This is a genomic window from Altererythrobacter sp. CAU 1778 (assembly GCF_054482795.1).
The window spans coordinates 37,574-51,293 of the sequence record NZ_JBTLRP010000003.1; the positions used below are offsets into that span (position 1 = coordinate 37,574).

Genomic DNA, 13,720 nt, shown 5'->3' on the forward strand with positions numbered 1-13,720 from the left:
AGCATGACTAGTCGCAACTTACACGCGGAAGCGTGGGCGATGGAGGAGGAAGAGGACTCTGATCGGATCCATGATTGTTATCTTCAGCCATAAGCCTGCCTCCTCTTGCACCGAATTGCCAATGTAAAACACAGCATCGCCGACTGTGACTTCGGTCACTTCGACATTCGCCTTCATTGAGGCAAGTTGGGGGTCTTCTTCAGTCGCGATGTCAATATCATTGAGAACATTCTCTATGGGATCGATCAAACCGAAGGGCGCGCAAGGGTCACCTAGGCACCCCTCTTCTCGGACAATCAAGTCGACAGCGATCGTGATCTGGTCACCACGGGCGATCTGATAAAAACTTTCAGAGCAAGTGCTGACTAGAGTGTCGAAGGGGAATTCCAACACTTGCTTACGATCGCCGCAAATGCCCGTACCGTTTTCAGCCTCACTTATGGTAACCCCTCGCCAACTCGAGCGCTTCGCCTCAAGCCGCTCTGACCGGCAACGCATAGAATCTGAGGCTTGGAACCCAAGGCATGTTTCTACGCTCTTAGGATTTTCTTCCAAGGCTCCAGTGTAGACCTGTTGAGCTTCCACTCCGTCTGAAGTGGGCACAAATATCGTCTGTGATTGCCCTTCTGTGAGCCTAGCGCAGGCAGTTGTAACGCCCGATAGAGCGCAAATCGATACTGCGCAAACAAACCTGCTCCGAAGCAAGCACCTCATACGACCCCCGAATCCCTGCCGTCTTTTATGCAGCGCAGAATTTCCGCGTCAACCGAAGAAATGACGACAATTCAGTGAAATATTCACCATCCCTCGAACTTCCCTTGGCGCACTATAGAAAACCTGTGGGTCTGCAGATTGCTTCCTTGCGCATGGCCACTCATCGCTCCCTTCCGGCCTCATCCAGCGCCTGGCTGATGGGCGAGAGGAGATACTGAATGATCCGCCGCTGGCCGGTCTTGATCTCGGCCTGCACGCTCATGCCTGGCTGGACACTGTCGCATAGAGCATGACGGGCAGGGTTGCCCGGTACGCAAGCAAGCTCGATCCTGGCGGCATAAACGAGACCGGGTTGGATCGGGCGACCGTTCTCATCGCGTACGCTGCCCGCCGGAGCCTGGCTTTGATCGATCGCGTCACGGCTGATATTGGTAACTTTGCCTTCGATGAGACCGTAATCGGTGAAGTTGAACGCCTCGAGCTTGACCGCGACACGCTGGCCGACCTTGATAAAACCGATGTCCTTGTTCTGAACAAACGCCTCAACCGAGATGCCGCTGTTGCAACTCGCCGCATCACCCTCACCAGCCGAACAAGGAACAATAACCATCAACGGCTGAGCAGGCTGAACCACGCCGCCAACTGTGCTCACCGCGAGCTGCTGGACTACCCCGTCGACGGGGCTGCGCAGTTCCTGGAACTGACGGCGCCGCTCGGCCTTGCGCAGTTCCTCGCTCGCCAGATTTGCGCGATCGTTGGCTTCGGCGAGATCGGTAACGGCTGTGCGCCCGAAGCCCGCCCGCAAGCTCTGCAACTCGGCATCAAGCCGCCCGATCGAGGCTTCAGCGCTCATCCTGTTGGCGTGCTGCACTTCGATGTTGCGAATATGCTCGGCACGCAGCTGTTCGTATTCGAGAAGCTGGAGGCGCGAGTAGAAACCCTTCTCGGCGAGCTCAGCGCGCGCATTCATCTGCTGGTCGATATAGGGCAGCGCCTCTTCGAGCTTGGCGATTTCGGCATTTGCGGCGGCAAGGGCAGCTTGGTTCTCGGCGCGTTGCTGGAGGAGCGAACGGCGCTGCGCCTCGTATTGCGCCACAGCGTTCTGCACGAAAGCTTCTTCCGTGCGCACGATGTCGGGCGGTGTTCCTTCGGGCGCGACGAAGCGCGCCGGGCGGCCTTGGAGATGCGCTAGAAGGGCATCATTGCGAGCCTGGATGACGCGCGCCGACATCAGCGATTGTGAGCTTTGCGCTTCGTCGGCTTCGCTTAGCGTCGGATCGAGTTCGATCAGCAGCTCGCCCGCCTTCACGAACTGGCCATTGCGCACGTGGATAGCGCGCACCGCGCCAATCTCTATCGGTTGGACGAGTTTGACATTGCCACCTGGAACCGTCTTGCCTGCGGCGGTCGCCACGACATCGATCTTGCCGAAGATCGCCCAGAGCAGTGCCAGCACGAACAGCACGCAGGTCAGAAGCATGAGCCATCGCAGACCCGGGCTCGGCGGCTTCTCCATGATCTCGAGCGCGGCTGGCAGAAATTCGTGCTCGTCGCGCGGCTTGACGAGGCGGTCGGCCTCACCCTGTGCGCGCCAGCTCTCGCGCAGCACTTGCCAGTGCCTGGTCAGTCCAGCAAACCTGGCAGCGATCGCGTTCATGCCGGTTCGAGCTCCCGTCCCGGGCCATCGTCTCGCTTGCGCCCATTATCTGCGATCCCAGTCTGCTTGGCGTAAAGTTGAGCGTAGCGACCGCCCTTCTTAAGAAGCTCTCCATGGCTACCCATCTCGGTGATTTCGCCCGCCTCGACCGTGATGATGCGGTCGCAAGGTCGCACAGCCGAAAGCCGGTGCGCGATTATCATCACCGTGCGCCCTTCGGCGATAGCCGAAAGGTTGTTCTGGATGATTTCCTCGCTCTCAGCGTCGAGCGCGCTGGTCGCTTCATCGAGGATCAGGATACGGGGGTCGGTGATCAGCGCGCGCGCGATCGCAAGCCGCTGGCGTTGCCCTCCCGAGAGGTTCGCCCCGCGTTCTTCGATCACCGTGTCATAACCATGAGGCAAGGTAAGGATGAACTCATGCGCGCCGGCAAGTTCGGCGGCAGCTATTACCTTCTCCATCGCGATGGTCGGATTGGCGAGCGCGATATTTTCGCGCACCGTACGATTGAAGAGGATGTTCTCTTGCAGCACGACGCCGACCTGCCGCCTGAGCCAGGCAGGGTCGACAAGCGCGAGATCGGTTCCGTCGACCAGCACCCGGCCCTGTTCGGGCACATAGAGCCTTTGCACCAATTTGGTCAGCGTCGACTTGCCTGAACCCGATGGTCCAACGATGCCCAGCATCTCGCCCGGTGCCACATCGAGATTGATACCGCGCAGTGCTTCGGGCGCATCGGGGCGATAGCGAAAGCGCACCTTGTCAAACTCGACCCGCCCCTTGATCGGCGGTAGGCTTGCGCGGTTGGGGTTGTGCTCAGGCTCGGCAGGAGCATTCAAGATATCGTCCAAACGGTCGACCGAGATGCGCACCTGCTGGAAGTCCTGCCACAGCTGCGAGAGCCTCAGGATCGGCTGTGCGACGCGGCCAGCCAGCATGTTGAAGGCGACGAGGCTACCCACGGTCAGTTCGCCCGCGATCACCGCTTTAGCGCCGAAGAACAAAATCGCCACCGTGGTCAGCTTGCTCACAAGCTGGATTGGATGGCTGCCCCAGTTGGAGAGCACGGTCACATCAAATCCGGTGTTGATGTAGCCTGCGAACTGCTTCTCCCAGCGATCGCGCATGCGTGGCTCGACCGCCATCGATTTCAGCGTGCCGATACCGGTGACTGTTTCAACAAGAAACGCCTGATTTTCCGCACCGCGCTTGAATTTCTCGTCGAGCCGGGCGCGCAGCGGCGGAGTAATGAAGACCGAGATTCCAACATAGATCGGGATGGTGAGCGCGACGATCAGCGTCAGCAACGGTGAGTAGAGATACATTACCGCGAAGAAGACGATGGTGAAGAACAGATCGATCACCACTGTGACTGCCAAGACGCTAAATATCCGCAACCTACTTATTGCTGTCAACTTGACGAGATTGCACCAGAGGTTCATGCAGTAGATCATTTCAAACGAAAGCGAGTTGCTTGCAGCACTTCGACCTTCCGCGCCAACATATCGCTCTTGATCCGATTGGATCGCTCTTTTGAGCTCGGCTCAGCCCGATCTTGAATGCAATCAGTTCAGCGTTAACCGGCGTACTGTTTTGGCTAGCCTTTTGGTGACGCCCGCATTGGTGGGCCTACGTGGTTGCGCAGAACTGACTAGCGAAAGCTATCGTTTCAGACTTATTGTTGAAATTAATACTCCAGAAGGCATCAGAACCGGATCGAGCGTAATCGAAATCTGGGCGGCTTATGACATGCCTGGATCCAAGAACCGATTATGGCGTGTGCGCGGGGAAGCGGTACTTGTTAATTTGCCGAATGGGCGGAATCTGTTTGCTCTCCTGAAGACTAGAGCCATTTATAACGACATGGCCGGCCTCTCTATGGAAACACTCGACCCACTATTTAATAATGATGTTGTAGAAAGTGCTCAACGCTTGGCTTCAAGAGAGAATGTGCGAACCGAAGCGATTGTGCAGACTGAAAACATCCCGGTGTTAGCGGTCTTTTGCGATATCAATGACCGTAAAAGCCTTCAGTTCATTCAGCCAGATGAAATTAGTGAAATTTTTGGGCCAGGTTATCGGCTGAGGCAAATATCTGCAGAATTGACTGATGACCGTGTGAGTAACGGAATCAGAGAGATTCTGCCGCCCGGGCCATACGGTCGCGAAGACATTTTTGATAGTGAACGTAGAATCGAGTTGGTTCAGTCAAATTATTTTTTTGAGGAGTAGTATCGATGAACCGCGATCTGTTTCTAGCGATCTTGGCAATGGACGCTTATCATCGAAGGTATGAACCGCCCCGGGATTGCCGGAGGCCAGTTTCATCAAATTATGCTGCGATGGGCGTTTCGTCCAGCATGGCGTAGTTTACGGAACTGTGCTGGAGGTTCATGTAAGCACTGGTTTCAGATGAAAGCGAGCTGCTTGCAAAAATTTTGTTCCTCGCGCCAACCAAGCGCGCCTGATCTTATCGGATCGCTCTTTTGAATACCGTTCGGTCTAGGTTGGCACCCACAAATCATTGTCCAAGGCGGCAGCATTCTGCCTGGCGCGCTGACTTCTCAATGGCGGATTTGACTCGGCATTTGCGCTTGTTCGGGCGCAACGACCTTTGCCGAAGTAGTTAGTCTGAAAGGGCACGGGATGCTAGATCGTAAAATGAGTGTTTGGAGCGTGTTATTTATTGCAACTCTATTGCTCAATGGTTGTGATGAAGCAGAAAGCATTAAAGCTGGGCCAAGTGCCAAAACGCCAGCGACCATTGAAAGAGCCATGAATACTGAGTTTCCCGCCGATGGTCGGATTCATTTGCTCTATTCCGAAGGTTACTTCGACATTGGGCCTACTACTCAGTTTTGTACTGTTCGGCCTGGCTATGGGCTGGATGGCCGCCAGCTACGAGAGGCCTTAGAAGACTTAGGCCAGTCGAGCTATTTGAACGGAACGTCGAGATTGTCCTGTCAAATCGACCATCGAGCAGGTGAGGTGGAAAACGATGAGCTTGGATATGGAAAAGTGATGATCTCAATGAGAAAAATGCAGAGCGATCATAAACCGTCTTACAGGCTTGTTTTGGCTGCTTGGCAGGACGACTCGAATGGCGTTGCCGCTGTTTGGGTTGGGGGGATTGAGCGCCGGAACGGATTGCGGGACGAACATATCGAGATTGCAGCAGAAGATTCCAAAAATTTTGAATCTTACTCAAGGGCTTCGGTGGGTCGTGATAGCAGCGAGATAACGGAAATGTTCATCCGCAGCGCGATAAATGGAGACGCGAAATGACTAGAGGCTTGATCTCCAGTTTCTCTGCGATTTCCGGAGAATTCTGGCAGGGGAAAAATACTTTCTATTATCAGTTCTACACGTCTCTACCGGACATTTATTCGGGAAGATGATCCAGGCGTCTTTCAAATTTTGACGCCCGAAGAGCAAAGCTACGCGCTTACATTTTTTGCGTATGTATCTGAAATAGTCTCCCTGAATTTTCTCCCCGCTGGCTCCAGCAATTTGCAGGACATTGGAATCGGCGCCGTTGCTATACAGGGCAATACCAGCCTCTATGGCCAAGCTTCTCGCGGCCAATGAACCACATGCAATTTTGGCCATTCGATTTGCCAGAGAAATAGTGGGCTTCGAAGATAATTTCTTGGGCAACGGCGCGATCGGAGACGGTGTTGCGGGGGTTCATCGCTATCGGCGACGTCCCGCGCTGCCATGATTATAGCGATCGAGTGGGATTCTCGCCTGCGGCGCCTGGCGTTATATGAAATCCAAGTCGATCCCCTCGCCCTCGATTCGATTCATCTGCGGCACAAAGTGCTTTAGCGGAACGGCGGCTTTAGGTTCTGGCCGCCCGACAGCAAACCGTCAGCAACCGGCCCAGAAGCGGTCAAAAATAGCAGTCGATCGCCAATTGGAATTGCAGTGGGTGGCGACGATTTTCCTCTCTGAAAGGTCCGAAGCAGGACCCAAGCGAGCAACGCAGTTCAAGGGGCGTTACCCTTAACCTATTTGATTTGCCTGCTGGAAGTGGTGGTGCCCCATAGACGATAAAGATGGGCACTCAGATCTTTGGAGAATATTCGTCACTCTGCCTCGCTGACGTCCGCTTTGCGCCCCAACCTCAGCCGTTCGATCGTCAACGATCTGATCCCGAAAGCCGACAATCGTTCAGGCCGGTTCGTCGGACAAGAAGGGTGGATGGCCGCCTGTCCGCTTTCGGGCCCGAGCGCGGTAAGCTGCCGCTCGTTCAGGAGAGGTCACGGATCAACGGCAAGCTGACGACGCCCATCGTCGGCGAGCACAAACGGCAGACTCGCTACTCGCGTCGAAGCCGCTACCATGAGATCTCGAAAAGCGGGAATCGATGAATGCCTTTCTGGACCGGGCGAGCAGCAACCACGAAGAACCTCCGACTATATGTCCGCGATCATGGCTGGCGATCAGCAGCAGACGAAGTTGTCGACGAAGAGGGCCAGCAGCCAAGAACCGGAGCTGCCCGCGAGATTGGCAGTATCCTGCTCAACGTGCTGAATGCCACAAACGTCGTCGTCCTCACCGGCACCGGCGCGTCTTTTGCGGCAGTCAACCCGCCCGGCCGACCGACACCGGCAGGCATGTGGGATGTCTGGGCGTTTGTCCGGGAGACGGCGGGGCCGGCGGCCTTCGACGCGATCGTGGCACGCTTCGGCGAAGCGCGCGTCGACAACAACATTGAGAAGCTGCTGACACTCTGCAAGCTCTACCTGGAGCTCAACGCCGCCCCTGCAGACGATGCCGAGCACCAAGCCATGCTGGCCTTCGTCGACACGGCTGAGGCCGCTATCCTCGCACGGGTCGACTTCGTCGATCGTCAGACCGACCTAGAAGCCCATGGTGCGCTTGTCCGCAAGGTCGGCAGGCGAGGAGTGCGGAAGCCGAGAGCGAAGCTCTTCACGACCAACTACGACCTCTGCTTCGAGGAAGTCGCTCGCCGTGCCCGTTTCACCCTAATCGACGGCTTCTCCCACACGCTCGATCAGGCCTACGATCGGACGAACTTCACCATCGATCATGTGCGCCGTGACCTTGGTCGGGACACACCGGACTACCTTCAGAACGTGCTACAGTTCTATAAGCTGCACGGCTCAATCGACTGGCGCCGCGTCGATGGCGAGATCCTGAGGACGCGGGCGAACATCGGCAGCCCTGTCCTCATCTACCCGCGCTCCAGCAAGTATCAGGAGAGCTTCGACGCTCCCTATCTGGACATGCTTTCCGCGTTCCAGGCCGCGCTTCGGGAACCGGACACCGCCGTTCTCATCTCCGGATTCGGCTTCAACGACGATCACATAAGTAGCCCGATCATGTCGGCCGTGGAGTCGAACATGTCGCTTCGTCTCGTTGTCTGCGATCCGGTCTTCTTGTCGGATGGCGATCTGGAGGCCGAGGCGTTCGAAATCGGCGGTGCTCCTCCGACAAACCGTTTCCTGCTTGGCTTCAAGCGGATGGTCGACTCCGGGGACGCGCGCATCCACCTGATGAATGGTCGCTTCCAGGACCTGACCGCGGCGCTTCCGGATCTTGTGGGCGAGACCGACCGCGAGCGCCACGTCCAGCGCATCCGGAGCATTCGCGATGCCGCGGAGATGAATGCGTGACGGCGATCAATCCGATCGACGCGGATCGTTACGTCGGCACGGTGACGCTCGTCACGGCCACGCACGTCAACGTGAACCTGCCCAACTCCGTGCCGGGCCGCGAGCATCGGGGCACGTCGCTTGGCGCCGTCGGCGACTTCGTCTTCGTCGACTGTGAGCGTTCGCACGTTCTCGGCCGCATAGTGGAAACCAGGCTACCCGACGGAGAGCGCCTGACCGTGGAACCAAGGGTGGGGGATGCCGGACCGGTGAACCCGATCGGTCGCGTCCAGCTCCTAGCCACGGTCGACCAGCAGTCGAACGTGCTCAAACGCGGCCTGGTGCAGTTTCCGCAAATCGGAGACGGCGTCTACCTCGCCGAGCCGCGGCTGCTCGCGACGCTCATACGCAACGCGGTCAGCGACAAGGGCGATCTCACCCTCAGCATCGGCCGGATCGACGCCGCAGACGGGGTCGATATCTGCCTGCCGCCGGACCGTCTCTTCGGACGGCACTGCGGCGTGTTCGGCGCGACAGGGGGCGGCAAAAGCTGGACCGTCGCCACGCTCGTCGAGCAGGTCAAGACGGCCGGTGGAAAAGCGATCGTCCTCGATCCCACCGGCGAGTTCGCCGGAATGTCATGCGTCGACACTGTGTTTACGTTCGATGCTCCCAGAGGCACTCAACGGCAGGTGCACTTTCCATATCGGCAGATGACCGAAGACGACCTCTTCTCCCTGTTCCGGCCATCCGGTCAGAGCCAAGGACCGAAACTTCGCGAGGCTATAAGAAGCCTGAAGTTAGTGACCGCTATGGGTGACGCGGTTCATGATGGTGTGACCGTCACCGACGGCCTTATCGTCAAGCTGAACAAGCCCCGACGCCCCTTCCTGGAGGCAGTGCGAGCGCATTCCGACCGGCTGCACTCACCCGGCTGCGACTTTTCGATCGAGCACCTTCCGGCCCAGATCAGGCAGGAGTGCGTGTTTGCCACGGGAAACGAAGGCCACTTCGGCGGAGTCGACAACAATGGGGTCGCCTATTGCGAGACCCTGACCTCGCGGATCAACACGCTGGTGACGTCGGAGGAGCTGAGATGCGTGTTTGGCCAGCACGGTGCCTCCCTGGTCGACGAGCTGCGATCCTTCGTGGTCGATGATCGTCGTGACGTAGCCATCGTGTCATTCAAGGACGTGCGCTTCGAGCATGGCACGCGCGAGATCCTGCTGAACGTCATCGGCCGTTTCCTGCTAGGCGAGGCGAGAAAGGGGACCTTTGTCGCGGCCCCGATCGTCATCTTTCTGGACGAGGCGCACCAGTTCCTCGGTCGATCCGTCGGTGACGAGTATTCCTCCGTGAAGCTCGACTCTTTCGGCATCATCGCCAAGGAAGGCCGTAAATACGGACTGACCTGCGTCCTTGCGACCCAGCGTCCCAGAGACGTTCCTCAGGACGTGCTCAGCCAGCTCGGAACGCTCGTCGTTCACCGCCTCACCAACGATCAGGATCGGGAAACAGTCGAGCGAGCATGCGGTGATCTTGATCGCGGCGCGGCGCAGTTCGTTCCGATGCTGGCGCCGGGCGAGGCGATCGTGATCGGACCGGAACTGCCCGCGCCGGTGCCGGTCTTCATCCGACGTCCTGTCTCACCGCCCGACTCAAAAGGTCCTCAGTTCCAGAAGACATGGACGGAACGTCGACAGCGGGTTGCAGACGCCGCCGCAGCCGACGCAGCATAAGCAGACGTTCTTGGCTAATCACTACTTCACGACCGATAAATGGTGCCATCCAGCATGGCGGCCCGGCATTCCCATACCCTCGTCGTCCGCATCGCGCATTGTTGGCTGCCAGAATCGCAGGGGGTATTAGTTTGCCTGAGGATGCGGGACGGCGCCACGCCGACGGCGAGCGTTGGAACCAGGCGCTGGCCGCGTTGGCGGAGCTACCGACCCGTCCGGGAGTGGCCCGTCACGTCGCGGCGATATGGCGTCAGCTAGCAGACGAGCAGCGCGACCCCGTCCGGCGTGCGGAAGCGATCCTCAACATCGCTACCGCCCTCGAGCATGGGACGGAGGAAGACCTCGAGCAGGCAATCGCGATGTCGGAGGTAGCGCTCGCCGGACTGGGCCCGAAGCACCCCGAGGCCGCCGCCGCCCACCTCGCCGCGGTGCAGCGGATCGTGAAGGCCGGGACCCGAACCAACCGTCGGCGCGCGCTGGACCACCTGCATAAGGCGTTGGCCGTCCCAATGACAGCTGGCGGACGGGACGTGCTCATCGCGATGCTCGTCCGCTATGCGACAGTCGCACCCGACTTCGCCGACTTCTCCCGTCTCGGGAGGGCGCAGCACATCTTTGATCGGCTGCAGAAGCACAACCTGAGGGCGCACGAGGTCTGGTCTTCATACGCGGCGATGGTGAGCCTCCACAAGGCGCGCTGGAAGGCCGAAGGTCACCGGCCAAGCCTTGGCAGAGCGATCCAACTCTCCGCGGAGGGCCTCGCACACCATCGGCGCATCGCACCGGAGGATCTCGCGGGCCGAGCCGGTTTTCTACAGCAACGCGCGATCCTCCTGCTGGACCGCCACGAGCATGGCGGCGGCAGACCCGATCTGGACGCGGCCCTGGCCGCCCTGCGCGAAGCTGCCGAGACCAGTACGGACCGTGCCGGGATGCTCAATTCGCTGGCGATCGCACTCATGGACCACGGCGGCGACGCCGCGTCCGATGAGGCGCAAGCTGCCCTGCAGGAGGGCCTCGCTCACAGCGACGATGACGCCTCGATCGCCCACCTGAATTGGACGATGGCGAACTGGCACCTTCTGGCTTACCAGCGCGGGGGGCCGGTGAGCCATCTCGACCAAGCCGTCGAGGCGATCGAGCGCGCCGCCGATCACAAAGACCTCATCGGCGACGACGTGCTCTTCGCGGTATCGCACGCCTATCACGACCGGCATCGCGTCACACGTGCGCAGGACGACATCGATCGCGCCGTTGAGGCGGCGGAGCTGGGGCTCTGTTTAACCGATGCAAGAAACGCTAACCGCTGGAGCCAAGAGGTAACGGCCGCCAACGCGTACCAAGAGCGTGCCCTTAACGGACTTTTCGCTTTCGACGTGGCGGACGCCGAACGTGCGGGCGAACTGTACCGGTCGGCGCTTGGACGCCTTCCGCGGGACTCGGCTCAGCGGGAGGCGCTGGCGGGTTCCGCGATGTGCGCGCTGATCGAGCGCTTCACGATGGATCCGGATCCCCGCCTCATCGACGCCGCTGCCGGCCTGGCTCTCATCCTTCCAGAACGGCCGGACACGGTTGGGGAGCTGGATGCCCTGACCGCCGTCAACCTCGCGACCTTCCACCTCGCACATGGATTGGCCCGGGAGCACGACTCGGGTTGGCTGTCCCTACTGCACAGAACCGCCCGGGAGCATGCCGGCGACGAGATCGGGTGGCTGGCAGCCTCCAACCTGATGCACCGCAACGTGGGTCGGGACTGGACTGCGGTCGTTGAGGCGTTCGAAGTCTTGGACTCGCAGCGCGCGCAGCGGCTGGCGGCAGCGCAGGGGATAGGCGAGCGGGCGATGGCGCTCCGGCGCGAGCAGAGCGTCTCCGCTATTGCCGGCCTCGCGCTCGTGAACCTCGGGCAGCCCGATGCTGCCGTCCGGCTTCTCGACAGGTCGCAGGCGGCACTCCTGCTCGGTCACCGTGCCGACCCCGTTGGCGGGGACAATCTCGGAGGAGCCTTCGACGCCATCCTCTACCCCGTCTCGACGCGCTACGGAGCCTACGTCCTGACCGTCACTTCTTCGGGCATGACCGGAAGGACGGTGCCGGACATCGAGTTCGAATTCTCGGACCAGCCGTCTCCGCCCTCTCCAGCCACCATGGAGTCCGCGGCGGCCATGATCTCAGCGGCTTTCCCCGAGAGGCTGCCGCCTCGCCTGCTCGTCGTGCCCGCGGGCCGGCTGGGCGGCATACCATGGAGCGCGGTCGCCCATGGGACCTGCAAGGTCGTAGACGACTCCATTCTCGCCGTGCTGCCGACGCCGCAGTTGCTCGGCAACGGAACGGCCCCGGAGGGTTCGTCCGCTCTGATCGTCGACGCGGCCGACGCCCTGCCCGGCAACCCACTGCGGCACGCAGCAGCCGAGACGAGCCAGCTTCGGGCCTGGATGCCCCGAGGTCGCGATCTGGCAGGCACCGAGCTTTCCAGCGGTGCCGTGCTGGAAGCCCTGCCGACCTCCACTATTGCGCACTTCGCATGTCATGGGGTCATGGAGACGGAGGAGCCGACCGCGTCACGGTTGATCCTTACGGCGGACGATGCGCTCCGCGTCTCCGGCATCCTCGAGGTCGATTGCTCGAACCTGTCGCTGGTCGTCCTCTCCGCGTGTCGCTCAGCCGTGCACGGTCACGAAATGGCGGACGAGTTCACCAGCCTCGCAGTCGCGTTCCTGGTGGCGGGCGCCCACACTGTCGTCGGCACGCTCTGGAACGTGAACGACGCAGCCGCCTCACTGTTCTCGCGCCGCCTGTTCGACACCATCCGCAGCGGCATCGCCCCACGCGACGCCGTGCGCCTTGCTCAAGTGTGGTTGCGGGACTCGAGCAACGGCGAGATCGCGGACTGGCTGACCACGCTCGGACCACCCGACACGAACGCCGAACGACGCCTGCGGGATGATCTCGCTGCATCGCGCGCGATCGTCGGGTTCAGAGACGTCCGTCACTGGGGCGGCTTCGTTTGCTATGGCTGACGCCGAGCCGACAAGCTTCAAGCGTCCAGGAACGCGACCATCCAAAAGTCAACTGCCGCTGTAGTCTCGGAGGGCCAACGAGGGTCAAAGCGGCGCGACTGCTGAGATGAATGAGGATGCGCGCCGTTCAGCCGCAGACATGAACGAGTGTCTGAAGCCGGAGAGCGCGAAAGGCCTCGCGAGTGACTGATTCTGAGTCTCTTTAGCCTCGCGAACTTCCTGAAGGAATGTCCGCTTCGCACATCAGCGGGCCCGAACCCGCCGGTCCGCAGCCGGCCCAGTTTCGGCCGGTCTGGAATGCGCCTCCATCTCGGTCGTTCGAGTGGTCGCGATCTTCGCCCGAAAGCTGCCGTTGGTTCAGCCTAGCGTCGATGGCAGCCACGCGCCCTAATATCGGTCACTAGGTCAATCGCCAGCGCCGCCCGGAAGCGGACATAGAGCACACCGTACGCAGCGCGGAGGTGTCAGCTTTTCCAGGTATTTAATTCACAGCGGACTGACAGCTATCGGCCCCGAAGCGGTCAAAAATAGCAGTCGATCGCCAATTGGAATTGCAGTGGGTGGCGACGATTTTCCTCTCTGAAAGGTCCGAAGCAGGACCCAAGCGAGCAACGCAGTTCAAGGGGCGTTACCCTTAACCTATTTGATTTGCCTGCTGGAAGTGGTGGTGCCCCATAGACGATAAAGATGGGCACTCAGATCTTTGGAGAATATTCGTCACTCTGCCTCGCTGACGTCCGCTTTGCGCCCTGATCCCGGCCATTCGAGTGGCCGCGCTTTTCGCCCGAAAGCTGCCGTGGCTTCAGCCTAGGGTCGATGGCTGCAACGCGCCAATTTCAGACGTCCGAGGGATACCTTACCAGTGCCAACAGCAGATACCATTTCCGCGATCCGGGAGCGTGCGAGCGACTAAGCATTCAACCCGTGGCTGCTAATTCGCGAGCCAAAGGTGTAGTAAGCGTGCAGTGCTTG

At 59.8% G+C, this 13,720-nt stretch carries 9 protein-coding genes; 6 read left to right on the forward strand and 3 right to left on the reverse strand.

Going from position 1 to position 13,720, the window contains the following annotated elements; translation table 11 throughout:
• Positions 1-18 precede the first annotated feature (18 nt).
• The 3 genes from ACXYN8_RS11640 to ACXYN8_RS11650 form a co-directional block, all read right to left on the reverse strand.
• On the reverse strand, positions 19-393 hold the full coding sequence (locus ACXYN8_RS11640; protein ID WP_458889627.1) for a hypothetical protein: 375 nt from the start codon (positions 391-393) through the stop codon (positions 19-21).
• A 481-nt stretch (positions 394-874) separates the two neighbouring features.
• Positions 875-2,371: an HlyD family type I secretion periplasmic adaptor subunit gene (locus tag ACXYN8_RS11645; protein WP_458889628.1), complete on the reverse strand. Its 1,497-nt coding sequence runs from the start codon at positions 2,369-2,371 to the stop codon at positions 875-877.
• Positions 2,368-3,750, reverse strand: coding sequence for a type I secretion system permease/ATPase (locus ACXYN8_RS11650; protein WP_458889629.1), 1,383 nt, complete (start codon positions 3,748-3,750; stop codon positions 2,368-2,370). The genes ACXYN8_RS11645 and ACXYN8_RS11650 overlap by 4 nt, the downstream gene beginning before the upstream one ends.
• 154 nt (positions 3,751-3,904) lie before the next feature.
• Between ACXYN8_RS11650 and ACXYN8_RS11655 the strand changes: the two genes are divergently transcribed.
• The 6 genes from ACXYN8_RS11655 to ACXYN8_RS11680 all read left to right on the forward strand — a co-directional run bounded on the left by ACXYN8_RS11655 (position 3,905) and on the right by ACXYN8_RS11680 (position 12,748).
• Positions 3,905-4,603 carry a hypothetical protein gene (locus ACXYN8_RS11655; protein ID WP_458889630.1) on the forward strand — a complete coding sequence of 233 codons (699 nt, stop codon included), beginning with the start codon at positions 3,905-3,907 and terminating at the stop codon, positions 4,601-4,603.
• 414 nt (positions 4,604-5,017) lie between these two features.
• A complete protein-coding gene (locus tag ACXYN8_RS11660; RefSeq protein WP_458889631.1) occupies positions 5,018-5,656 on the forward strand; it encodes a hypothetical protein in 639 nt (212 codons plus the stop codon).
• Between the two features lie 277 nt (positions 5,657-5,933).
• On the forward strand, positions 5,934-6,092 hold the full coding sequence (locus tag ACXYN8_RS11665; RefSeq protein ID WP_458889632.1) for a hypothetical protein: 159 nt from the start codon (positions 5,934-5,936) through the stop codon (positions 6,090-6,092).
• A gap of 652 nt (positions 6,093-6,744) precedes the next feature.
• A complete protein-coding gene (locus ACXYN8_RS11670; RefSeq protein WP_458889633.1) occupies positions 6,745-8,013 on the forward strand; it encodes an SIR2 family protein in 1,269 nt (422 codons plus the stop codon).
• Complete coding sequence (locus ACXYN8_RS11675; RefSeq protein WP_458889634.1) at positions 8,010-9,731, forward strand: ATP-binding protein; 1,722 nt, start codon at positions 8,010-8,012, stop codon at positions 9,729-9,731. The genes ACXYN8_RS11670 and ACXYN8_RS11675 overlap by 4 nt, the downstream gene beginning before the upstream one ends.
• Before the next feature lie 131 nt (positions 9,732-9,862).
• The gene (locus ACXYN8_RS11680; protein WP_458889635.1) at positions 9,863-12,748 is read left to right on the forward strand and encodes a CHAT domain-containing protein; all 2,886 of its coding nucleotides are present in this window, start codon (positions 9,863-9,865) and stop codon (positions 12,746-12,748) included.
• Positions 12,749-13,720: the final 972 nt, after the last annotated feature.

Excerpts from the sequence above, each read along its gene's own strand:
- ACXYN8_RS11645 (WP_458889628.1), bottom strand. The coding sequence starts at position 2,371 with ATGAACGCGATCGCTGCCAGGTTTGCTGGACTGACCAGGCACTGGCAA.
- ACXYN8_RS11660 (WP_458889631.1), top strand. The coding sequence starts at position 5,018 with ATGCTAGATCGTAAAATGAGTGTTTGGAGCGTGTTATTTATTGCAACT.
- ACXYN8_RS11665 (WP_458889632.1), top strand. The coding sequence starts at position 5,934 with ATGGCCAAGCTTCTCGCGGCCAATGAACCACATGCAATTTTGGCCATT.
- ACXYN8_RS11670 (WP_458889633.1), top strand. The coding sequence starts at position 6,745 with ATGCCTTTCTGGACCGGGCGAGCAGCAACCACGAAGAACCTCCGACTA.